General features: G+C 58.0%; 23 protein-coding genes and 1 tRNA gene. 14 read left to right on the top strand and 10 right to left on the bottom strand.

The features are described 5' to 3' along the window. The first annotated feature begins 228 nt into the window (after positions 1-228). The gene (locus ACR3FB_RS06890; RefSeq protein WP_480565322.1) at positions 229-780 is read left to right on the top strand and encodes a fasciclin domain-containing protein; all 552 of its coding nucleotides are present in this window, start codon (positions 229-231) and stop codon (positions 778-780) included. Between the two features lie 78 nt (positions 781-858). After that, positions 859-1,281 carry a M10 family metallopeptidase C-terminal domain-containing protein gene (locus tag ACR3FB_RS06885; RefSeq protein WP_480565319.1) on the top strand — a complete coding sequence of 141 codons (423 nt, stop codon included), beginning with the start codon at positions 859-861 and terminating at the stop codon, positions 1,279-1,281. A 49-nt stretch (positions 1,282-1,330) separates the two neighbouring features. Here ACR3FB_RS06885 and rpoH read toward each other — a convergent pair whose 3' ends face one another. Next, a complete protein-coding gene (gene rpoH, locus ACR3FB_RS06880; RefSeq protein ID WP_170376464.1) occupies positions 1,331-2,227 on the bottom strand; it encodes an RNA polymerase sigma factor RpoH in 897 nt (298 codons plus the stop codon). A 145-nt stretch (positions 2,228-2,372) separates the two neighbouring features. Further along, a complete protein-coding gene (locus tag ACR3FB_RS06875) occupies positions 2,373-3,407 on the bottom strand; it encodes an RluA family pseudouridine synthase (protein ID WP_480565316.1) in 1,035 nt (344 codons plus the stop codon). On the opposite strand from ACR3FB_RS06875, the gene ACR3FB_RS06870 reads away from it, so the two are divergent. Continuing rightward, entirely contained in the window at positions 3,406-3,714 is a 309-nt protein-coding gene (locus ACR3FB_RS06870) for a DUF6476 family protein (RefSeq protein WP_170551447.1), read from the top strand. The genes ACR3FB_RS06875 and ACR3FB_RS06870 overlap by 2 nt on opposite strands. 5 nt (positions 3,715-3,719) lie before the next feature. Here the strand turns inward: ACR3FB_RS06870 and lipB are convergent, their stop codons facing one another. Both lipB and ACR3FB_RS06860 read right to left on the bottom strand, forming a co-directional pair. Then, on the bottom strand, positions 3,720-4,376 hold the full coding sequence (lipB, locus tag ACR3FB_RS06865) for a lipoyl(octanoyl) transferase LipB (protein WP_480565314.1): 657 nt from the start codon (positions 4,374-4,376) through the stop codon (positions 3,720-3,722). Between the two features lie 39 nt (positions 4,377-4,415). Further along, positions 4,416-5,075, bottom strand: coding sequence for a DsbA family oxidoreductase (locus ACR3FB_RS06860; RefSeq protein ID WP_480565311.1), 660 nt, complete (start codon positions 5,073-5,075; stop codon positions 4,416-4,418). A 130-nt stretch (positions 5,076-5,205) separates the two neighbouring features. Between ACR3FB_RS06860 and ACR3FB_RS06855 the strand changes: the two genes are divergently transcribed. Continuing rightward, positions 5,206-5,292 (top strand) — tRNA-Leu (locus ACR3FB_RS06855). Positions 5,293-5,972: 680 nt separating this feature from the next. Here ACR3FB_RS06855 and ACR3FB_RS06850 read toward each other — a convergent pair. Next, a complete protein-coding gene (locus tag ACR3FB_RS06850; protein WP_170677633.1) occupies positions 5,973-6,389 on the bottom strand; it encodes an HIT family protein in 417 nt (138 codons plus the stop codon). A gap of 307 nt (positions 6,390-6,696) precedes the next feature. Here ACR3FB_RS06850 and ctaD point away from each other — a divergent pair, with 307 nt between their 5' ends. The 3 genes from ctaD (at position 6,697) to ACR3FB_RS06835 (ending at position 9,636) form a co-directional block, all read left to right on the top strand. Continuing rightward, positions 6,697-8,355: a cytochrome c oxidase subunit I gene (ctaD, locus tag ACR3FB_RS06845; RefSeq protein WP_170470015.1), complete on the top strand. Its 1,659-nt coding sequence runs from the start codon at positions 6,697-6,699 to the stop codon at positions 8,353-8,355. A gap of 145 nt (positions 8,356-8,500) precedes the next feature. Beyond that, complete coding sequence (locus ACR3FB_RS06840) at positions 8,501-9,100, top strand: DsbA family protein (protein WP_170689931.1); 600 nt, start codon at positions 8,501-8,503, stop codon at positions 9,098-9,100. Between the two features lie 44 nt (positions 9,101-9,144). Next, on the top strand, positions 9,145-9,636 hold the full coding sequence (locus ACR3FB_RS06835; RefSeq protein WP_170689929.1) for a DUF2244 domain-containing protein: 492 nt from the start codon (positions 9,145-9,147) through the stop codon (positions 9,634-9,636). A gap of 10 nt (positions 9,637-9,646) precedes the next feature. Here ACR3FB_RS06835 and ACR3FB_RS06830 read toward each other — a convergent pair whose 3' ends face one another. Then, on the bottom strand, positions 9,647-10,132 hold the full coding sequence (locus ACR3FB_RS06830; protein WP_170551479.1) for a GatB/YqeY domain-containing protein: 486 nt from the start codon (positions 10,130-10,132) through the stop codon (positions 9,647-9,649). A gap of 182 nt (positions 10,133-10,314) precedes the next feature. On the opposite strand from ACR3FB_RS06830, the gene carA reads away from it, so the two are divergent. Continuing rightward, positions 10,315-11,481, top strand: coding sequence for a glutamine-hydrolyzing carbamoyl-phosphate synthase small subunit (carA, locus tag ACR3FB_RS06825; RefSeq protein ID WP_170677629.1), 1,167 nt, complete (start codon positions 10,315-10,317; stop codon positions 11,479-11,481). A 94-nt stretch (positions 11,482-11,575) separates the two neighbouring features. Beyond that, complete coding sequence (locus ACR3FB_RS06820; RefSeq protein ID WP_480565308.1) at positions 11,576-13,459, top strand: glycosyltransferase; 1,884 nt, start codon at positions 11,576-11,578, stop codon at positions 13,457-13,459. Between the two features lie 95 nt (positions 13,460-13,554). On the opposite strand, the gene ACR3FB_RS06815 is transcribed toward ACR3FB_RS06820, so the two are convergent. Beyond that, a complete protein-coding gene (locus ACR3FB_RS06815) occupies positions 13,555-14,202 on the bottom strand; it encodes a GntR family transcriptional regulator (RefSeq protein WP_170470033.1) in 648 nt (215 codons plus the stop codon). A gap of 100 nt (positions 14,203-14,302) precedes the next feature. Here ACR3FB_RS06815 and ACR3FB_RS06810 point away from each other — a divergent pair, with 100 nt between their 5' ends. From ACR3FB_RS06810 to ACR3FB_RS06800, 3 genes are all read left to right on the top strand, one after another. Then, positions 14,303-14,947 (top strand): pyrimidine 5'-nucleotidase, encoded by a 645-nt coding sequence (locus ACR3FB_RS06810; RefSeq protein ID WP_480565306.1) that lies wholly within the window; start codon positions 14,303-14,305, stop codon positions 14,945-14,947. Positions 14,948-15,033: 86 nt separating this feature from the next. Next, on the top strand, positions 15,034-15,282 hold the full coding sequence (locus ACR3FB_RS06805) for a hypothetical protein (protein WP_170470040.1): 249 nt from the start codon (positions 15,034-15,036) through the stop codon (positions 15,280-15,282). A gap of 73 nt (positions 15,283-15,355) precedes the next feature. After that, the gene (locus ACR3FB_RS06800) at positions 15,356-16,552 is read left to right on the top strand and encodes a UbiH/UbiF family hydroxylase (protein ID WP_170551509.1); all 1,197 of its coding nucleotides are present in this window, start codon (positions 15,356-15,358) and stop codon (positions 16,550-16,552) included. A 12-nt stretch (positions 16,553-16,564) separates the two neighbouring features. Here the strand turns inward: ACR3FB_RS06800 and ACR3FB_RS06795 are convergent, their stop codons facing one another. After that, positions 16,565-17,692: an aminotransferase class V-fold PLP-dependent enzyme gene (locus ACR3FB_RS06795; RefSeq protein ID WP_480565303.1), complete on the bottom strand. Its 1,128-nt coding sequence runs from the start codon at positions 17,690-17,692 to the stop codon at positions 16,565-16,567. A gap of 231 nt (positions 17,693-17,923) precedes the next feature. Here ACR3FB_RS06795 and ACR3FB_RS06790 point away from each other — a divergent pair, with 231 nt between their 5' ends. Beyond that, entirely contained in the window at positions 17,924-18,625 is a 702-nt protein-coding gene (locus tag ACR3FB_RS06790) for a GntR family transcriptional regulator (protein WP_480565300.1), read from the top strand. 6 nt (positions 18,626-18,631) lie between these two features. On the opposite strand, the gene ACR3FB_RS06785 is transcribed toward ACR3FB_RS06790, so the two are convergent. Both ACR3FB_RS06785 and ACR3FB_RS06780 read right to left on the bottom strand, forming a co-directional pair. Continuing rightward, entirely contained in the window at positions 18,632-19,090 is a 459-nt protein-coding gene (locus ACR3FB_RS06785; RefSeq protein WP_170376412.1) for an Lrp/AsnC family transcriptional regulator, read from the bottom strand. Continuing rightward, complete coding sequence (locus ACR3FB_RS06780; protein ID WP_170376410.1) at positions 19,087-19,542, bottom strand: Lrp/AsnC family transcriptional regulator; 456 nt, start codon at positions 19,540-19,542, stop codon at positions 19,087-19,089. The genes ACR3FB_RS06785 and ACR3FB_RS06780 overlap by 4 nt, the downstream gene beginning before the upstream one ends. 131 nt (positions 19,543-19,673) lie before the next feature. Here ACR3FB_RS06780 and ilvC point away from each other — a divergent pair, with 131 nt between their 5' ends. Continuing rightward, complete coding sequence (gene ilvC / locus ACR3FB_RS06775; RefSeq protein WP_170457922.1) at positions 19,674-20,696, top strand: ketol-acid reductoisomerase; 1,023 nt, start codon at positions 19,674-19,676, stop codon at positions 20,694-20,696. The last annotated feature ends 36 nt before the right edge of the window (positions 20,697-20,732 follow it).

Here is a 20,732-nt window from a genome sequence, read left to right as displayed (position 1 = left end):
CCTCACACGTTTTTTGCAAACATTAATTTTCATGCGTTAACCCTTGTAAATATGTTATTTTACAGAGCTAATACTCCAAAAACTAAGTTCAAAAAGTAAAAAGCTCTCATATTCAGTGATCCGTATCCGACCACGACCCGAAGCCCTTAACATCGCTCGACATGGATTGGGGCTACTTCTGGTGGACCTCCAAATCGGGTCGAATAACTGGGTGGGAGGTTCAGAAATATGAAAGATATTCTGACTGAAGTTGAAATGGACGGCACAGAGCCATCCGAGGGCACACAAACGATCAACGGTTTGCCCCTTGAAAGTGGCGCTCCGGGAGAGTTCGACAAGAATTCAGAAGATTTCGATATTCTGAGAGAGGCCGTACTGGCCGCCGATCTGGGCGATGCTCTGAATAACCCCGACGCTATGTTGACCCTGTTCGCACCACGAGACTCGGCGTTCATCGGTCTGGCGCAACAGTTGGGATACACTGGCTCAGACGAGGCTGGGTCGCTCAGCTTTATCGTCAAAGCGCTGACATTGCTGGGCGGCGGCGATCCCATTCCGTTGCTAGCCCACATCCTAACCTACCATGTCGTGGGCGACGCTTTCACGCTGGAACAGGTCGCGGGTTTGGGCAATGGCGCAGAGATCCCTAACCTTCAGGGCGGAACGCTGGAGCTAAACCTCGAAAGCACGCCGCAAAGTCACGGAGATGCAGATGATGGCATCGAAGACCCTGGACTAATTGTTTTCGACACGATTGCAACAGTGTCATCCATGATTTAGACGGTGTGCTGCTGCCTGTGTCTGTCACCAGCATTCTATCGCAGAAAAACACCGATTTCGTGCTGGGAGATGACACCGATGAGTTCATTTTCACAGGACGTGGCCAGGACTTCATCCATGGGGGGCGGCAAAGATGTGATACGCGCCGGGTCGGGTGACGATGTAGCCCTTGGTGGCGCAGGTAACGACGTGATCTTCGGTGGTCGAGGTGCCGACCTGATCGATGGTGGTGCTGGCAACGACAAACTATACGGTGGGCGCGGGCCGGACACGTTCGTCTACGAAGATGGCGACGGAGATGACTGGATTTTCGGGTTCCGCGCCGGTCAGGACAAAATCGATCTGACGGGATACAACGGAATCACAAGCTTCGAAGATATCGAGGATGACATCTCTGGTCGCTTCTTCCGTACGGAAATCGAATTCGATGATGGTGGCAGCATTACTCTCGCGGGCGTTCGAGCGCACCAATTGTCGGAAGAAGACTTTATCTTCGCATAGTCGTAAGAGCATCGGCCCGCTCTATGTGCGGGCCGATGTAGTTGCTGTATCAGCGAGTCGCTAACATGCCCTTCTCGCGGGCTAAATCGCGCATTTTCTTTTGAAGTTTCTCGAAGGCGCGGACTTCGATCTGACGGATGCGCTCGCGGCTCACATTGTATTGCGTGCTGAGCTCTTCCAAAGTCACCGGCTGATCCATTAGGCGGCGTTGGGTCAGGATGTCCTTCTCGCGGTCATTCAGCACCTCTAGGGAGGCTGCCAGCAACTCGCGCCGAGCGTCCAGTTCATCACGAGCTTCGTAGTCACCCGCCTGATCGGCATCTTCGTCCTCAAGCCAGTCCTGCCACTGCATGGTGCCTTCGCCTTCGGACCCGACGGTCGCGTTCAGCGAGGCATCGCCGCCAGACATACGGCGGTTCATGCTGATGACCTCTTCCTCGGTCACGCCAAGATCATTGGCGATCTGAGTTACGTTTTCAGGGCGCAGGTCGCCCTCTTCCAACGCACCGATACGGGCCTTGGCCTTGCGTAGGTTGAAGAACAGCTTTTTCTGTGCCGAGGTTGTGCCCAGCTTCACCAGCGACCAGGACCGCAGGATATATTCCTGGATCGAGGCGCGAATCCACCACATTGCATAGGTCGCCAGACGGAAGCCCTTTTCCGGGTCGAACCGTTTGACCGCCTGCATCAGGCCCACATTGGCCTCGGAAATAACCTCGGCCTGCGGCAGACCGTAGCCGCGATAGCCCATGGCAATCTTGGCCGCCAGGCGCAGATGCGACGTGACCATTTTATGAGCGGACTCGGTGTCCTGCTCTTCGACCCAGCGCTTGGCCAGCATGTATTCTTCTTCCGGCTCCAGCAGAGGAAACTTGCGAATTTCCTGCATATAGCGGTTCAGGCCGCCCTCAGGCGTCGGCGCGGGGAGATTTGCGTAATTTGCCATTTTGATGTCCCTCCGACAAATGTTTAGCTCTTTAACATGCGATATGGGTAAGGAACCCATCCCTTTCAAGAGGTACCGTTAACAGTTTGAAATTAAGCTTGGGTAAAGGAAAGCTAAGAAACTCTTACTCACAGGAGTTTGCATATTATGACAGAGGTGTGCGCAGCGTTTCAATCAGGTCCTGCATGTCCTGCGGCAGATCAGCTTCAAATCGAAGGTTTTCGCCAGTTACCGGGTGTTCAAAGCCCAAAACGGCGGCATGTAACGCCTGACGCGGAAAGGCGCGGACGGCCTCAGAGGTTGCCGCACTGAACGCTTTGACCGCCAATTTACGTTTGCCGCCATAGACCGGATCACCGACCAGACCATGGCCTGCATGGGCCATGTGCACGCGAATCTGATGGGTGCGCCCTGTTTCCAGCCAGGATTCGATCAGTGCCAGCCCCGCCGGGGCACCAAATGTTTCAACCACACGCGCCCGCGTCACCGCGTGCCGCCCTCCGTGAAACAAAACCGCCTGTTTCTGCCGGTCGGTCTTGTGTCGGGCAAGCTGAGTGGTTAGGCGCATGATGTTGCCCGGCTCGAAACTGACACCTTTCACGCCCCTCAAGCGCGGGTCATTGGCATCCGGCACCCCGTAGCAAACCGCTCGGTAGTAGCGTTCAACACTATGCGCCTCGAACTGCGCCGCCAGCCCGTGATGGGCCGCATCCGACTTGGCAACCACTAGAAGCCCACTGGTTTCCTTGTCGATCCGGTGGACGATGCCGGGTCGTTTGACCCCGCCAACCCCAGACAAGTCTGCCCCGCAATGATGAAGCAGCGCATTCACGAGCGTTCCACTCGGCGAACCTGGCGCAGGATGCACGACCATCCCCGCAGGTTTGTTCACCACAATCAGGTCGTCATCCTCGAAGACCACGTCCAGCGGGATATCCTCGGGGCCGATATGGCTGTCTTCGGCCTCTGCAACCGTGATGACCACCGTGGCGCCTTCCGCCACCTTGGCCTTCGGATCGCGCACCTCAGTGCCCTCGACCAGAACCGAGCCCTCTTCGATCAAACGCGCCAGACGGGTGCGTGACAGGTTTTCCTCGGCTGGCACATCCCGCGAAAGCGCCTTATCAAGGCGAGGCGGCGGAGCGGCCGCGATCTGAAACTCAACCTGTCGGGTGCCCATGACTGTCCCTTCCGAACCCCAAGAAGAACCGCAGGAAACACCGCAGCTGAGGCTGCTTCGGCGCATGGTCATGCTGCTGACCGCGGTGATGATTGGCGGGGTTCTAGTGACATTCGCACTGATTGTCATCCGGCTATCGGACCGAACCCCAACCCTGCCCGATCAGATCGAACTGCCGGATGGAGCCAAAGCACAAGCTGTAACGATCGGGAACAACTGGTATGGCGTCGTCACTGACGACAACCGCATCCTGATCTTCGACAAAACCACTGCGAAACTACGGCAAGAGATAGTGCTGGAGCCCTAAGCACGTTAGGCGTCGGCTTGTTCGAAGACTTCCGCAAAGGTCTTGTGTAGCGCGGTATCCACGTCGGACATGGTCACCGGCAACCCCAGATCAACCAGCGATGTCACGCCGTGTTCTCGGATGCCACAAGGTACAATGCCCGAGAAGTGGTCCAAGTCAGGCTCGACATTGATTGAGATGCCGTGAAAGCTGACCCATTTGCGCAGGCGCAGGCCGATTGCTGCGATCTTGTCTTCCGCAGGTTGTCCGGTGATCGTCAGCGGTTTGTCGTCTCGTTGCACCCACACGCCAACGCGCCCGTCGCGAATCTCGCCTTTGACGTTAAACTCATCCAGTGCGGCGATCACCCAGGTCTCGAGCTGCTTTACAAACAAGCGCACATCGCGGCCCCGTTTGTTCAGGTCGAGCATAACATAGGCGACGCGCTGACCGGGGCCGTGATAGGTGTATTCCCCGCCGCGCTTGCTTTCATAGACAGGGAACCGGTCAGGGTCAGTCAGATCCTGAGGTCGCGCAGACGTACCCGCCGTGTAGAGAGGCGGGTGTTCGAGCAGCCAGACGCATTCGTCAGCCTCGCCTGCTGCAATAGCCGCTACACGCGACTCCATAAAAGCGACGGCCTCCTGGTAGTCGGTCAGCCCGTCTGAGATCTTCCATTCCATGCTTGCTTCATACCGTGCGGGTCGGTTGGGGGAAAGAGGTCACGCGGCCTCATCCAGACATTGCTTGAGGACATTGGCGTATGTCTCGACCCCTTGCGCCCCTGTGGTCAGGTATTTCCCGGCAAATACCATCGAAGGCACGCCGGAGATCCCGCGACTGGTCCAGAATTGCTGTTTCTCTCGCACCGGAGCCTGATGATCCCCGGATGCCAAAGCCGCCCGCGCGGCTTGCGGGTCCAACCCGGCCGCCTCAGCCGCGTCTGCCAGCACATCGATGTCAGAAACATCCTTTTGATCCGTGAAATATGCTTCGAAAAGCGCAAGCTTCAGGGGATGCTGCCGCCCCTGCCCCTCGGCCCAGTCCAACAGCTGATGCGCCTGGAACGTATTCACCATGCGGCTGTCGTCGGTGAAATTGAAGGCAAAGCCAAGCTCTGCCCCAATCGAAGTCAACCGCTCGCGCGCCTGTGCGCTTTGTTCAACGGTGCTGCCGTATTTCTCCATGATGTGTTCGCGCAGGTTCTGCCCTTCGGCTGGCATCTGCGGGTTCAGTTCGAACGGATGCCACCTGAGCCGCGCGAGTACGTTTTGCTGCTGCAACGCCTGATCAAGCTGTTTGAAGCCGACGATACACCAAGGACATACAACATCAGAGACAACATCAATCTGAACAACGGGGCGGGTATCCGGGGTGGTCATCGGGGGCTCCTACAGGGTGGTTGGCTGATATAGATATGAATGCCGGCGCTGAATTTAAACCAACGCGCTTTTGCCTCTTCACATCCGGGTTTTAAGGGTCTATACGCCGCGCTACCAAGTCATTGGCAGTGCGGTCGTGGCGGAATTGGTAGACGCGCAGCGTTGAGGTCGCTGTGGGGTAACACCCGTGGAAGTTCGAGTCTTCTCGACCGCACCAACAAAAACAATAGCTTGGCCGCTTCCCCTCAATGCCGCGACTATTCTTTGCAACTGAAAAGTAGCTTTGCGTCCGTCTTTGACGGATCACCATTGCCGCGCCTTAGTTTTTCACCTTTTGCAAAAGACGACCGCTTGCGCGACAAGAAGGTTGTTGCGTATGCCTCGAAAACCGATCTTATTTGGCAGGCTGAAGGACTGGCAGCGCGGGGCAATAAGGTACATCAAGCGCCCCAGATTCTTCGTGTCCGCAACTGCGTTCGCCGCACTCTTTTCCCATTGGCTATGCGTCGTGAGCCTTGCGCATTAAATGCCTTGATCGAATCGCCTAGACGGCAAAATCCACGTACAATCCCTGCGCACGCGCCCCTCTGTTTCCAAGCTACAGCCACCGGTCGTTTCAACCCTGCAATATTCGACAGCAATTGTGGCCATTTAAGTAAAAGCTTAACCAAATTTCACTAAACCGGCATACATTCGCCCGGTTACAGAGTAGCATTGTCCTACCAGTCTTGAGTGAGTGGTATGTTAACCGGTAACCCGGATTTGCTCCGGTGACCCGTGAAGTGTATGGGTACGAGTCTGCCGTTCCGACCCCAAATCGGAACGGCAATTTCGTTTCCGGACTATGTTTCAAGCGGTTCGGACGGGCCAGTGTCCGAATTCACGCATCGCCAAAGCCTAAAGCGCGGCCTTGATTTGCTCGGCGTGTTTGGCGATTGCTTCGAAATCCCCCATCGTGCCGGGCGCGCGCAGAGGTTCACCTTCATGTCGAGGCAGAATGTGAAAATGCAGGTGGAAGACCTCCTGCCCGCCTGCGGCTTCGTTGAATTGCTGAATCGTCACCCCACCGGCGTCGAACGCCTGCTTGGCAGCACGTGCCAGTTTCTGAACGGTTGCCATAACGGCATTCAACTGCTCGGGCGTGGCGTCCAATACGTTGCGGCATGGGGTTTTCGGGATGACCAGCAGATGACCATCGGCGCGGGGCATGATGTCCATGAATGCCAGCGTCTCATCATCTTCGTATACGCGGGTCGAGGGGATCTCGCCGCGCAGGATTTTGGCGAAAATATTGTCCGGATCATATGCTGACATGTCGGGCCTCTGAATTTGCAATAGGTTCAAAGGAGTTCTGCGGTTCGAACGTGCGTCGGTCAAGGCGGAACTCGGCCGATTCAGGCCAACGAACCTGCGCGACCTCTTGAAAGAAGAAATGAAATAGCCAGATTCGAGCCACTCATGATCTGAATTCGCGGCGCAGTGCTCTGCCCGCGACAATTATTCTTGATCCAGATCAAACTCGGCCATTGAAGGCAACCTCAACGCAATCTAAAACCAGCAGTAATCCCGCGCACCGGAGAGGTCTGGTTGCGCGGCGTAGTTGCAACAGGAGGCACCTAAAATGGCAGACGCAGCCATTCATGGCCACGATCATGAAGACGAGCGCTCGTTCTTTCAGCGCTGGTTCATGTCGACCAACCACAAGGACATCGGGATTCTCTACCTGATCTTCTCGGCTATCGCCGGGTTCATCTCGGTGGCAATGACCGTTTACATGCGGCTTGAGCTGATGCACCCCGGTGTTCAGTATATGTGCCTGGAAGGCTTCATGGCCGATCCATGTACACCGAACGGCCATCTGTGGAACGTGATGATCACCTATCACGGTGTTCTGATGATGTTCTTCGTTGTCATCCCTGCCCTGTTCGGCGGATTTGGCAACTATTTCATGCCGTTGCAGATCGGCGCGCCGGATATGGCGTTCCCGCGGATGAATAACCTGTCCTTCTGGCTATATGTCGCTGGTACCTCGCTGGGTGTGGCCTCGCTGCTCAGCCCCGGTGGGAACGACCAGCTTGGGTCTGGCGTGGGCTGGGTTCTGTACCCGCCGCTGTCCACGACCGAGGGCGGCATGTCCATGGACCTCGCGATCTTCGCCGTTCACGTTTCGGGCGCGTCATCGATTCTGGGCGCGATCAACATGATCACCACCTTCCTGAATATGCGTGCCCCGGGCATGACCCTGTTCAAGGTGCCGCTGTTTAGCTGGTCGATCTTCGTCACTTCGTGGCTGATTCTGCTGTCGCTGCCCGTTCTGGCCGGCGCGATCACCATGCTGCTGATGGACCGTAACTTCGGCTTTACGTTCTTTGATCCGGCCGGTGGCGGTGACCCGATCCTGTACCAGCACATCCTGTGGTTCTTTGGCCACCCGGAAGTGTACATCGTGATCCTGCCCGGCTTCGGCATCATCAGCCACGTGATTGCAACCTTCGCACGCAAGCCGATCTTCGGTTACCTGCCGATGGTCTGGGCAATCATCGCGATCGGTGTTCTGGGCTTCGTCGTTTGGGCGCACCACATGTACACCGTTGGCATGTCGCTGCGTCAGCAGGCCTACTTCATGCTGGCCACGATGGTTATCGCAGTTCCGACCGGCGTTAAGGTGTTCTCGTGGATTGCCACCATGTGGGGCGGCTCGATCGAGTTCAAGACACCGATGCTGTTCGCCTTCGGATTCCTGTTCCTGTTCACCGTAGGCGGTGTGACCGGTGTGGTTTTGTCGCAGGCCGGTATCGACCGTGCCTATCACGACACCTATTACGTCGTGGCACACTTCCACTATGTGATGAGCTTGGGTGCCGTCTTCGCGATCTTCGCTGGCGTCTACTTCTACTTCTCGAAGATGACCGGTCGTCAGTACTCGGAGTTCTGGGGCAAGGTTCACTTCTGGATGTTCTTCATCGGCGCCAACCTGACCTTCTTCCCGCAGCACTTCCTGGGCCGCCAAGGCATGCCGCGCCGCTATATCGACTACCCTGAGGCATTCGCTCAGTGGAACTTCGTGTCATCGATCGGTGCATTCGTGTCCTTCGCTTCGTTCCTGCTGTTCTTCGGAATCGTGTTCTACGCCCTCTTCCGCGGCGCAAAGGAAACACGTCCGAACCCATGGAACGAATACGCGGATACGCTGGAATGGACCCTGCCCACCCCGCCGCCCGAGCACACGTTCGAGCAACTACCAAAGCAGGAAGACTGGGACAAAGGCCACGCGCACTAAGCCCGAGCTGAGAAACAAACAAACCCCGCCATCCCGGCGGGGTTTTTCTTTTCGCACTCACCTTTTGGAACAACACATCGCCAGATCGGGCAAAATAGGCTATTCTGGTAAGGGAAACTCATCCGGCAATCCGGGGAGGGTCCAGATGCCCGAAATTGACTTTTGGTATTCGATCGGAAGCACATACAGCTTTCTGACGATCATGCGCCTTGATGATTGGTGCACTGATAACGACGCCTCAGTGCGTTGGCGCCCGTTCAACGTGCGCAGCGTGATGTCCGAACAGCAGAACGTGCCCTTTGCAGGTAAACCGGTGAAATCTGCATATATGTGGCGTGATATCGAACGCCGGGCGGCCAAGTATCACATCCATGCCAAGCTGCCCGCGCCCTACCCCATTTCGGACCTGCCTGTGGCCAATCAGATCGCCCTACTCGGGATGAGTGAGGGTTGGGGCAAGGATTTCACCCAGAACCTCTATCGGATCTGGTTTGAAGACGGCGTCGAAGCAGGCAGTGAGACTGCTCTGTCCGAGGCCCTTTTGCGGTGCCAACAAGATCCCCGCCTTGTCCTTTCTCGCGCGCGCAGCCCCGATGCCGTCGCGGCGCTAGAGGCTGAAACCGAACAAGCAAAACGCCTCGGGGTTTTTGGCGCACCTAGCCTTGTCGTAAGGGGCGAGGTTTTCTGGGGCGATGACAGATTGGACGATGCTTTATCTTGGGTCCGAGTTGGCCACGTCGTGTGATCTTTAACCTTAGACAGCACATAACTTTGCGCTAGTTTTCCACTATGCCCTATCAATGGAATCATACCTCGGACACAGAACAGGAATTGCGCCTCTGGCCGCATAACTCATTGCCTCCGCGCGGCGCGATGATTGTGATTCTGTCGGTTTTCACCTTCGGTCTTATTCCCGTTCTGGCCATGCTGGGATCGGTAGTCTTGTGGGGGTTGCTGCCCTTCCTGTTGCTGACAGTTCTGGGCCTGTGGCTCGCGATCCAGACGAACTACCGAGCGCGCAGCGCGGTCGAGGTTCTGACCCTCAGCGGCTCACAGGCGCGTCTGATCCATCAGTCACCGGGAAAACAGCAGCAGGAATGGTCTTGCAACAGGTATTGGGCCCGCCCCGAGATGCACGAAACCGGTGGGCCAGTGCCGCACTACGTGACCCTGATCGGAGCTGGTCGCGAGGTCGAGATTGGCGCGTTTCTGTCCGAGGATGAGCGGATCACCCTCTATGACGACCTGATAGCAAAACTGCGCGGACCGGCCGCGCAGTAGAGGTTCAGCCTCAGCAGTCGCCGTTCGAGGCGGTACACAGATGGTCTTTGACCATCGGACCGACCTTGCCGAAATCCATCTGCCCGGTGTATCGCGTCTTCAACTCGCCCATCACTTTGCCCATATCGCGGATCGAGCCCGCTCCGGTCGCGGTAATAGCGGTCTGAATCGCTTTCGAGACCTCATCTTCATCCAGCTGCTTGGGCAGGAATTCCTCGATTACCGAGACTTCCAGCAATTCCCGTTCCGCCAGGTCCAGACGTCCGCCCTCTTCATAGGCGCGGGCGCTTTCCTTGCGCTGCTTGGTCATTTTACCAAGAATTTCAAGAACCTCGGCGTCACCGCAGCCCTTGGCCTCTTCGTTTTGCGAGCCGCGCGCGGCGATATCGCGATCCTTGATCGCAGCATTAATCAACCGCAGAGTCGACAGCCTCTCGGCTGCCTTGTCTTTCATCGCTTGCTTCAGGGCGGCATTCACCCGTGATCGCATGTCCATATGGTTTGTCCATCCCCATGACAAAGGAACCCCGAACATATCCAAACAAAAAGCGTGATACAACAGGGGGTGAATACCTTTAAGCAATTGAAAAACAACGATAGCCTAAAAAATGATCAGACTTGACCCGAACGTATAACCCCCTTAGGTATGCGCCGATTTACCTGCAGGAGAGTTGCGCCATGGCCCAGAACGCCCCGTCCAAGCCCACCGCATGTCTGGCTTTGGCCGACGGAACTTTGTTCTACGGAATGGGCTTCGGCGCCACAGGACAGACCGTGGCCGAGCTGTGCTTCAACACCGCCATGACCGGCTACCAAGAGATCATGACCGACCCCTCCTATGCCGGGCAGATCGTTACCTTTACCTTTCCGCATATCGGCAATGTCGGCGTGAACCCCGAGGACGACGAAACCGGGGATCCGGTGGCCGCGGGCATGGTCGTCAAGTGGGACCCGACCGAGCCGTCAAACTGGCGCTCGGCTGAAGAGCTGAAGGGCTGGCTGGAGCGTCGTGGCCGTATCGCGATCGGTGGCATCGACACCCGCCGCCTTACCCGCGCAATCCGCCAGCAGGGTGCGCCGCATGTCGCATTGGCCCACGACCCCGAAGGTAACTTCGATATCGAAGCGCTGGTGTCCGCCGCACGCGGCTTTGCCGGGCTTGAAGGGATGGATCTCGCGAAAGACGTCACCTGCGCCCAAAGCTACCGCTGGGATGAGATGCGTTGGGCCTGGCCAGACGGCTACCAGCGGCAAGAGGCCCCTGCCCACAAGGTTGTCGCCCTTGATTTTGGCGCAAAGCGCAACATCCTGCGCTGCCTGGCGTCGGCCGGATGTGACGTGACCGTTCTGCCAGCAACCGCGACAGCGGCCGAGGTTCTGGCCCATGAGCCTGATGGCGTGTTCCTGTCCAACGGCCCCGGCGATCCGGCGGCCACAGGCGAATATGCCGTACCGATGATCAAGGAGATCCTCGACACCACCAAGCTGCCGGTGTTCGGTATTTGCCTCGGTCACCAGATGCTGGCCTTGGCGCTTGGCGGGCAGACCGTCAAGATGAACCACGGCCACCACGGCGCGAACCACCCGGTCAAGGATCTGGAAACCGGCAAGGTCGAGATCACCTCGATGAACCACGGATTTGCGGTCGACGCGCAGTCGCTGCCCGACGGCGTGGTTGAAACGCACCGTTCGTTGTTTGACGGCTCCAACTGCGGCATCCGTATGACCGACCGCCCGGTGTATTCGGTTCAATACCACCCCGAGGCCTCCCCCGGACCGCAGGACAGTTTCTATCTGTTCGAGCGTTTTTCCAGCGCAATGGCGGACGCAAAAGCACAGGCATAAACACCAAAATTCCGTGTGTTTATCAGAGTTAACCGCGCGTTAACCTTAGTCGTTCAACCCTGACGCCAACAAAAGGCGTCGGGGTTTTTCTTTCATGGTTGATTTGAACGCACAACAAATCTCTGCAACAAATCCGATCCCGTCGCCTGAGCTTCGCAAACCCTTAGGGGCGTGTCTGGTTGATGCCGGGGTGATCACGCAGGACCAACTGGATCACGCGTTGGACCTTCAGGCCCGCCAGAACGCTCCTCTCGGAGAAATTCTGGTGAGTGAGGGCTGGGCCAGCCGCAAAGACGTTCTGGCCGCTTTGTCCGCGCAAACCAACCTGCAGATCGCCGATCTGGTGCAGACCCCGCCTTCTGCTGAGCTAAGCGCTCTCAAACCCATGGAGTTCTGGCTTCGCCACAATGTGATCCCTTGGCTACGGATCGGTCCGTTTCTATTTGTCGCAACCGCGCGCCCGGATCGCTTTGCCACGGTATCGGCCGAAATGGCGGGCGGCGATTTGACCATCGTTCCGGTTGTCGCCGCTGCCGATCAGATCGACCGCTCGATTGCGCAGATCTTCTCGGACCAGTTGGCCCAAAATGCCGAGGCCCGCGTGACCGAGGATCAAAGCTGCCGCACCTGGACCGCCTGGAGCCGGACCCGCAGCGCGAGCATTGTGGTGCTGGCGCTGCTGGCTTTCGTTTCGTTTCCGCTGACGGGAATGGCTGTTCTGGCGACGGCGGCTGTGGTGTCGCTGCTGATGTTCATGATCATGCGGTTCTTAGGCCTCTTGGCTTTTGCCCACCAAAACCTGCGCCCGCAGCCCGCCCCCTCCTCGCCGGTGACCGCTCTGCGACAACCCTGCGTGTCGATCATGGTGCCTTTGTACAAAGAGCGTGAGATCGCAGGCGCGTTGATCCGGCGACTTCAGCGCCTGACCTACCCCAAAGCGCTGTTGGACGTGATTTTGGTGCTAGAGGAAAAGGACGATGTCACACGGGACACCTTGTCAAAGGTTGACCTTCCCAGTTGGATCCGAACCATCGAAGTGCCCGAGTTGAACGGCCTGACCACCAAACCTCGCGCCATGAACTACGCTTTGGATTTCTGTCGGGGCGACATTCTGGGGGTCTGGGATGCCGAGGACGCCCCGCAGCCCGATCAGATCGAGCGGGTCGTTGATCATTTCACGCAGGCCGCGCCCGAAGTCGTCTGCCTACAAGGCGCGCTGGACTACTACAACCCGCGCACCAACTGGCGCTCTCGCTGCTTTACAATCGAATATAATAGCTGGTTCCGCGTTATTCTTCCGGGGATCGCCAAACTGGGTTTCGTGGTCCCTCTGGGCGGCACGACCTTTTTCTTTCGCCGCGACAAGCTGCTGGAGCTTGGCGGATGGGACGCCCATAACGTGACCGAGGATGCCGATCTGGGCGTGCGCCTCTGCCGCGCCGGCTACCGGACCGAGATCGTGAACACCACCACCTATGAAGAGGCCAACTTTCGCGCCTTGCCCTGGGTCAAGCAACGCTCGCGCTGGCTCAAAGGCTTCATGGTCACCTACCTTGTCCATATGCGCGCGCCGTTGCGCCTACTGCGGGATCTGGGGCCGCTGAAATTCATCGGCATTCAGGCATTTTTCATGGGTACGGTCGGGCAGTTTCTGCTGGCCCCCGTCTTGTGGATGTTCTGGCTGACCACCCTGGGGCTGAACAACCCGTTCCTTCAGGTGATCCCGATGCAGACCTTCAAAACCCTGATCTGGCTGTTTCTGGCCGCAGAAGCGTTGAATTTCATCATCGGCGTCATCGCCGTCTGGGCGAAAGAGCGGCGCTTTCTGCTACCTTGGGTGCCTACCATGATCCTTTATTTCCCGCTCGGGGTCGTGGCGGCCTACAAAGCATTGTGGGAACTGGCCGCCAAACCGTTCTTCTGGGACAAAACCCAGCACGGGCAGGCCTCCGAGGACCTGCCTCCGCAGGACGCCTAGATCGCTTTGCGTTTGATTTGAATCGAAATACGCTGCCTCTCCCTACGGTCGAACGCGCATTTCGAAAACTTTACCTGAGAATAACGCAAAACGCTTTAGCCGTCGCGCCGGATCGCATCCTGCTTCAAACGGGTCATGAACGCGACCGAGATATGCTCTTTCAGCGCTTTCGCCGCGCCCTCTTCGTCCCGCGCGGCGATGGCTTCGACGATACCCTTATGTTCGCTCTGCGCGATTTCACTGCGCCCTTGCGCCGCCAGAGACGTGGTCGCCATCAGCGCCATGGTCCGATGCACAAGGTCCAGTTGCTGCACCAGATAACGGTTGTGCGAGGCCAGATGGATCTGCTCGTGAAACCGTCGATTCGCGCGCGACAGAGCCGCCGGATCATCGACCAGCGCATCATCCTCGGCGACCATCTCCTGCAACACGCGAATTTCTTCCTCGGTCGCATGTTTAGCCGCGAGGCTTGCGGCCAACCCCTCCAACTCGCGCCGCACGATGTAAAGCTCGGCCATCTGATTGTGGTTCAGGGATGCCACGATCAGCGACCGCCCGTCCCGTTCCAGCAGAGACTGCGTTTCCAGACGTTGCAGCGCTTCGCGAATGGGGGTGCGGGATACACCAAACCGTTCGGCCAATTCGCTTTCGACCAGACGATCTCCGGGCTTGTAGATACCGACATCAATGGCGTCGAGTATCAGCGTATACGCGTCTTTGCTGGGATGTCTGGATTGGGGCATGGGGCGATTGGTCTCCTCGTTCGAACCTGTCTATCCGTCCTGACCGCCTGCAATCAAGTGCGGCATTGAAAACTCGCCCGCAGCGCCCTACACCCAAGGCATGGTTAAACCGTCCTTCAGCCACGTCACGCAATGGGTGTTCGATCTGGACAACACCCTCTATCCGCCAAAGATGCGCCTGTTCGATCAGATCGAAGTGTTGATGACGGATTACGTCGTCCAAGCCATCGGCGTCGACCGGGCGGAGGCTGATCGGCTGAGGGGGCACTACTGGCGCGAATACGGAACGACTCTGGCCGGACTGATGGCCGAACATGATCTGGATCCCGACCCTTATCTGCACGCTGTTCACCAAGTCGACTTGAGCCACATAGACCCGGACACCGAACTGGCCGACCACATACGCGCCCTGCCCGGTCGCCGCATCGTCTACACCAATGGCAGCGCGCCTTATGCGGAGCGTGTCCTTGAAGCGCGTGGGCTGACCGGTCTGTTTGATGCCATCTACGGAGTCGAACATGCCGGATATCGGCCTAAACCCGAAAAGGCCGCGTTCGAGGCAATCTTTACACAAGACGGGATCACAGCGGAAACGGCTGCGATGTTCGAAGACGATCCGCGCAATCTGGCCGCTCCGCATGAGATGGGAATGCGCACGGTTCACGTCGCACCCGACCCTCATGATGCCGATCATATCCACCACCACACCGACGATCTGACCGCCTTCCTTGCCCGCCTGCGATAGGCTGTCACACTGCGACGATCTGTATATTCTGCAGCTGCAAATTCATCCCTATATGCCGGTCTGCGACGAACAGAACGGAGACCCTGATGACCGCGACAATGATGCCGCAGCGCCTGCCGATTTGGCAGCGCCTTCTCTTTGCAATTCCCCTCTTTGGCTGGATGGCCCGCGACGTGGCCGATGGCCGCCCCGAGGACCTGGGCTATACCGCCGCTGCGATTGTGAGCATGTGGGGCTGTTCGGCATTGCTGTTTGGTCTGCCGGGCCTATACATCCCTGCACTGATGATGGTTCCGGTGATGTTTCTGGTCCTCATCCTGATTTCGCGGGGCTGACACGCGGGACAGGATGTCGCTTGGTGCAGAGGCATGAACCGAACTAGGTTTTGCCGGGAACGGAGAATGCGCCATGACTGACAGCTGTGATATCCTGATTTCCGGCGGCGGCATCGCCGGGCTGACCGCTGCCGCCGCATTCGGCGCCGCTGGGTTCAACGTGCTATGCGTGGACCCAACACCACCGATCACGGAACGCGACGTGGATGGATCCGACCTGCGGACCACCGCGTTTCTGCAACCCTCCCGCATTTTGCTGGAACAGTGCGGAGTGTGGGACCGGCTGGACAGCCACGCGGCCCCGCTGCAGGTCATGCGGATCGTTGACGCCGGTGGAGACATTCCCGAACCACGCGTTGTGCGGGACTTCAACGCCTCGGATATTTCCGAGCAACCCTTTGGGTGGAATCTGCCCAACTGGCTGCTGCGGCGCGAGATGGTCGCGCGACTTTCAGAACTGCCCAATGTCGATTTCCGTCCCGGCACCGCGACGGTCAGCCTGTTCACCCGTACCGCCGAGGCCCGAGTAGGGCTGAGCGACGGCAGCCGTATCCGCTGCAAGCTGGTGATCGCGGCAGACGGTCGCAACTCACCGATGCGCGAAGCCGCCGGGATTTCCGTTCATACCACGCGTTACGGTCAAAAGGCCCTGGCCTTTGCGGTGACACACCCTATCGCGCATGAGAATGTTTCGACCGAGATTCACCGTTCTGGCGGGCCATTCACTTTGGTGCCCTTGCCCGATTGGCAGGGTCAGCCATCGTCGGCCATCGTCTGGATGGAGCGCGGCCCGCGCGCGGTCGAACTGCTGAACCTCGACGCGGAGGCCTTTGAGGCCGCGATGACAGAACGCTCTTGCGGGTTGTTTGGACCTTTGAAGCTGGCCTCACGCCGCACGATCTGGCCGATCATCAGCCAATCCGCCGAACGGCTGTCGGGCGAACGTATTGCCCTGATGGCCGAAGCCGCCCATGTCGTGCCGCCCATCGGCGCGCAGGGTTTGAACATGTCGCTGGGCGATCTGCGGACTCTGCTAGACCTCGCGCAGGCGCGCCCCGACACTCTGGGCGACGCACAGATGCTTGAGGCCTACCACAAAGCCCGCCATACCGAGATCGAACTGCGGGTCAAAGGCATCGACCTTCTGAACCGCACCTCTATGCTTGAGGCGCGGCCCCTGAGGGACGCGCGCGCCATGGGCCTCAACGCGCTTTATTCCATGGCGCCGGTGCGCAAGACGTTGATGCAGATGGGCCTCGGCATGCGCTGAGGCCCCAGTGGACTACAGAACCTGATCCAACACACGCTTCAAACGCGCAATCGTGCCATCGACATCATAAAGCTTGTCGAGGCCGAACAGACCCAACCGGAAGGTGCTGAACCCGGCAGGCTCATCGCATTGCAGCGGCACGCCAGCCGCGATCTGCATCCCCAACGCGGCGAATTTCTTGCCATTCTGGATTTCGGGATCGGCGGTATAGCTGACCACAACGCCCGGAGCGCCAAAGCTCTCGGCCGCGACTGAAACGATGCCCTTGTCCTTCAGCATCGCGCGCAAACCATTACCCAAGGCCCACTGCGCCTCACGCAGTTTTTCAAAGCCGTAGTCCTGTGTCTCGGCCATCGTATCGCGGAACGCGCGCAGCGCGTCGGTTGGCATGGTCGCGTGATAGGCATGACCGCCATCCTCATAGGCCTGCATGATTTGCCGCCACTTCTTGAGGTCAATGGCAAAGCTGTCGGACTGAGTGTCCTGCAACCGCGCCTCGGCCCGTTCGGACAGCATGACAAGACCGGCACAAGGCGACGCGCTCCACCCCTTCTGCGGGGCCGAGATCAGAACATCGACGCCGGTAGCCTTCATGTCGACCCACACGCAGCCGGACGCGATGCAATCCAGAACCATCAGCGCGCCGACCTCATGCGCGGCTGCGGCCATGGCCGAGACATAGTCATCCGGAAGAATCACCCCGGCCGAGGTTTCCACATGCGGCGCAAACACCACATCCGGGCGCTGCTCGCGGATCGCCGCAACCACATCGTCAATTGGTGCGGGCGCAAAAGGCGAAGGACTGTCATTACCGGTCTCACGCGCCTTCATCACCGTGACCGATCCGGTCAGAGCGCCGTTTTCGATAATCTGGCTCCAACGGTAGGAAAACCACCCATTGCGCACCACCAAGACATTGGCATCACGGGCAAATTGACGGGCCACGGCCTCCATCCCATAGGTGCCACCACCGGGGATGATGGCAATGCCATCCGCATTGTAGACCTGTTTCAGCATGCCCGAGATATCGCGCATCACCAGCTGAAAGCTGGCAGACATGTGATTCAGGGATCGGTCCGTGAACACAACCGAAAATTCTTCGAGGCCATTTGGGTCGATGGAATCCAGCAAGGCGGGCATTTGATGTCCTTTCAATCAGTGTTGACGGCACCTTCAACACATTATCATTGCGGGTAAAGCGCATTTCCGACGAAAAGGTGACGCAAAGTCATCTTTGTTTTTCAGTAAAAATTAACCCTCATACGCGCCAATATTTTAGTATTGACGCCAACTAGTATCACATACCCTTTACACTTCTGCGTGCTTCTGCCCAGATGCATACACTTTTAAAACGAAGGGAAATTAGAACCCGTGACTGCAAATAAGCGGATCAGCTTTCAGAGTGTTCGAGATGAGGTAAAACGCAGGATCGAAAGCCGAATTTGGCCTCAGGGATCATTGCTGCCGACCGAGACCCAGCTGGCGGAAGAATTCAATTGCGCCCGCGCGACCGTTAACCGCGCCCTGCGCGAACTGGCTGATCAGGGGGTCGTCGAACGCAAACGCAAAAGCGGAACACGCGTCAAGAAAGAGCCCAGCAAACATGCTAAGCTGGAGTTTTCGTTGACACGTCAGGTGGTTGAAAACCAGAACGCGGCGTATCGCTATGCTCTGGTCGAGCGCAACATTGTCACCAGCCCCGGCTGGCTGGCATCGCAGCTCAGCGTGGCGCCAGACGCGCGCATCCTGCACGTCATTTGCATGCACTACGCCGACAACAGGCCATTTCAATTGGAAGAGCGCTGGATCAACCTTGATACTGTCCCCGAAGTCGAGCAGGCCGACCTGAGCGACAATGGCCCGCACGAATGGCTGCTGAATGCAGCACCGTTCACCGATGCCGAGGTCGCCTTTTGCGCCGTGTCAGCCGACAGCCGATTGGCCGAATTCATGGGCACCACCGCGGGCACGTCGATGATTCAATTGGAGCGCACAACCTGGAAGGATGAAAAACCCCTGACCTTTGCGCGGATGACGCATCATCCGGGCTTCTGCATCCGCACCAAATACTGATCCCGTTCAGCCAATTGGCCCGGGCAAACGTTCTTCGCTGAGCAAGACATTTGCCTCGACATCGCCGGCACCCGGAAGGGTCATGATCCGCCGCCGCAGGACCCGTTCGAAATCCGAAAGATCCCGCGCCACCACGCGCAGGCGGTAGTCGTATAGCCCCAGTACATGCTCGACGGTTTGTACCTCAGGGATGGCGCTGACAGCGCGCTCGAAATCCTCAAGGCTCACCTGCCCTTTGCGCGCCAGTTTAACGCCTAGGAAGACGGTGACGCCGAATCCTAAAGCCTCGGCATTCAGGCGTAGACGACGGCCCTTGATTACGCCCGCCTCTTCCAGCCGGCGAATGCGCCGCCACGTGGCGGGTTGCGAAAGGTCCAGACGACGCCCAAGCGCGCCGGCGCTTTGGGTTGCGTCCTGAACCAACGCGCGCAGGATCTTGCGGTCGATCTCATCCAGCTCGATCATACTGGCAGCACCTCGTCTCGTTTGAGGCGCGCGATGTGCATCAAGGCCTCGATATCGGCGATATGCGGCAGGGTCAGAATGCGGTCCCGATAGACCTGCTGATAGTGGGCCATGTCCCGCGCCAGTACCGAAAGGCGCACATCCACGCGGCCAAGGAAGGTCTGAATTTCGATCACCTCGGCAACCTCGCGCGCGGCCGCGGTGAATTCGTCAAATGCCCGAGCCTGCGTCTTGTCCAGCGTGATCCGCAACGAGACCTCGACCGCGTAGCCCAAGGCTGCCCAGTCGATCACGGCCTCTTGACCTTCGATCACCCCTGCCGCCTGCATTTTTTCGATCCGTCGCCAGCAAACACCCGAACTGATACGGCACCGTTCGGCAAGTTCGGCCGTTGTCAGGCTTGGCTCTGCCTGAAAATGGCGCAGTATCCGCCGATCAACATCATCAAGCATGATTTTTTCACATTTCCACAATTCAGAGAATTATTCTTCATCTTTTTTACAAATACTCAATCTCAACCCTATCGCCAATACCAAAACCTCCGGCTAAAAGCACTGTAATCGAAACAGAAAGGACCAGCGAAATGCGCGTCTATTACGATCGCGATTGCGACATCAACCTGATCAAAGACAAAAAAGTAGCCATCCTGGGCTATGGCTCGCAAGGTCACGCGCACGCGCTAAACCTGCGCGACTCGGGGGCGAAGAACCTCGTGGTTGCTCTGCGCGAAGGGTCGCCCTCGGCCAAGAAAGCCGAAGCCGAAGGTCTGGAGGTCATGGGTATCGCCGAAGCGGCCGCATGGTGCGATGTCATCATGTTCACCATGCCCGACGAACTACAGGCTGAGACCTACAAGAAATACGTGCATGACAACATCAAGCCGGGCTCGGCCATTGCCTTCGCTCACGGGCTGAACGTCCACTTCGGCCTGATCGAGCCGAAAGAAGGTGTCGACGTCATCATGATGGCCCCCAAAGGCCCCGGTCACACCGTACGTGGCGAATACACTAAAGGCGGCGGCGTGCCTTGCCTTGTTGCCGTCAACAACGACGCAACCGGCAAAGCGCTGGAAATCGGCCTGTCCTATTGTTCGGCCATCGGTGGCGGTCGCTCGGGCATCATCGAGACCAACTTCCGTGAAGAATGCGAAACCGACCTGTTCGGCGAACAGGCCGTTCTGTGCGGTGGCCTGGTTGAGCTGATCCGCTGCGGCTTTGAAACTCTGGTCGAAGCGGGCTACGCGCCCGAGATGGCCTATTTCGAGTGTCTGCACGAAGTGAAGCTGATCGTTGACCTGATCTATGAAGGCGGCATCGCCAACATGGATTACTCGATCTCGAACACCGCCGAGTACGGCCAGTACGTCACCGGCCCGCGTATCCTGAAATACGACGAGACCAAAGCGCGTATGAAAGAGGTTCTGAACGACATCCAGCAGGGTAAATTCGTTCGTGACTTCATGCTGGAAAACGCCGTTGGCCAGCCGACCATCAAAGCGTCGCGCCGTGCCAATGACGAGCACATGATCGAGGAAACCGGTGCGAAACTGCGCGCCATGATGCCCTGGATCTCGGCCGGAAAAATGGTCGACAAAGAAAAGAACTAAGCCCGGCAACCGTCGGCGAAAGGGCGGCCCGTTTGG

The organism is Ruegeria sp. AO1, assembly GCF_056535985.1.
Note: the sequence above shows the minus strand (reverse complement) of the source record. Positions and strands in the feature narration are given on the sequence as shown.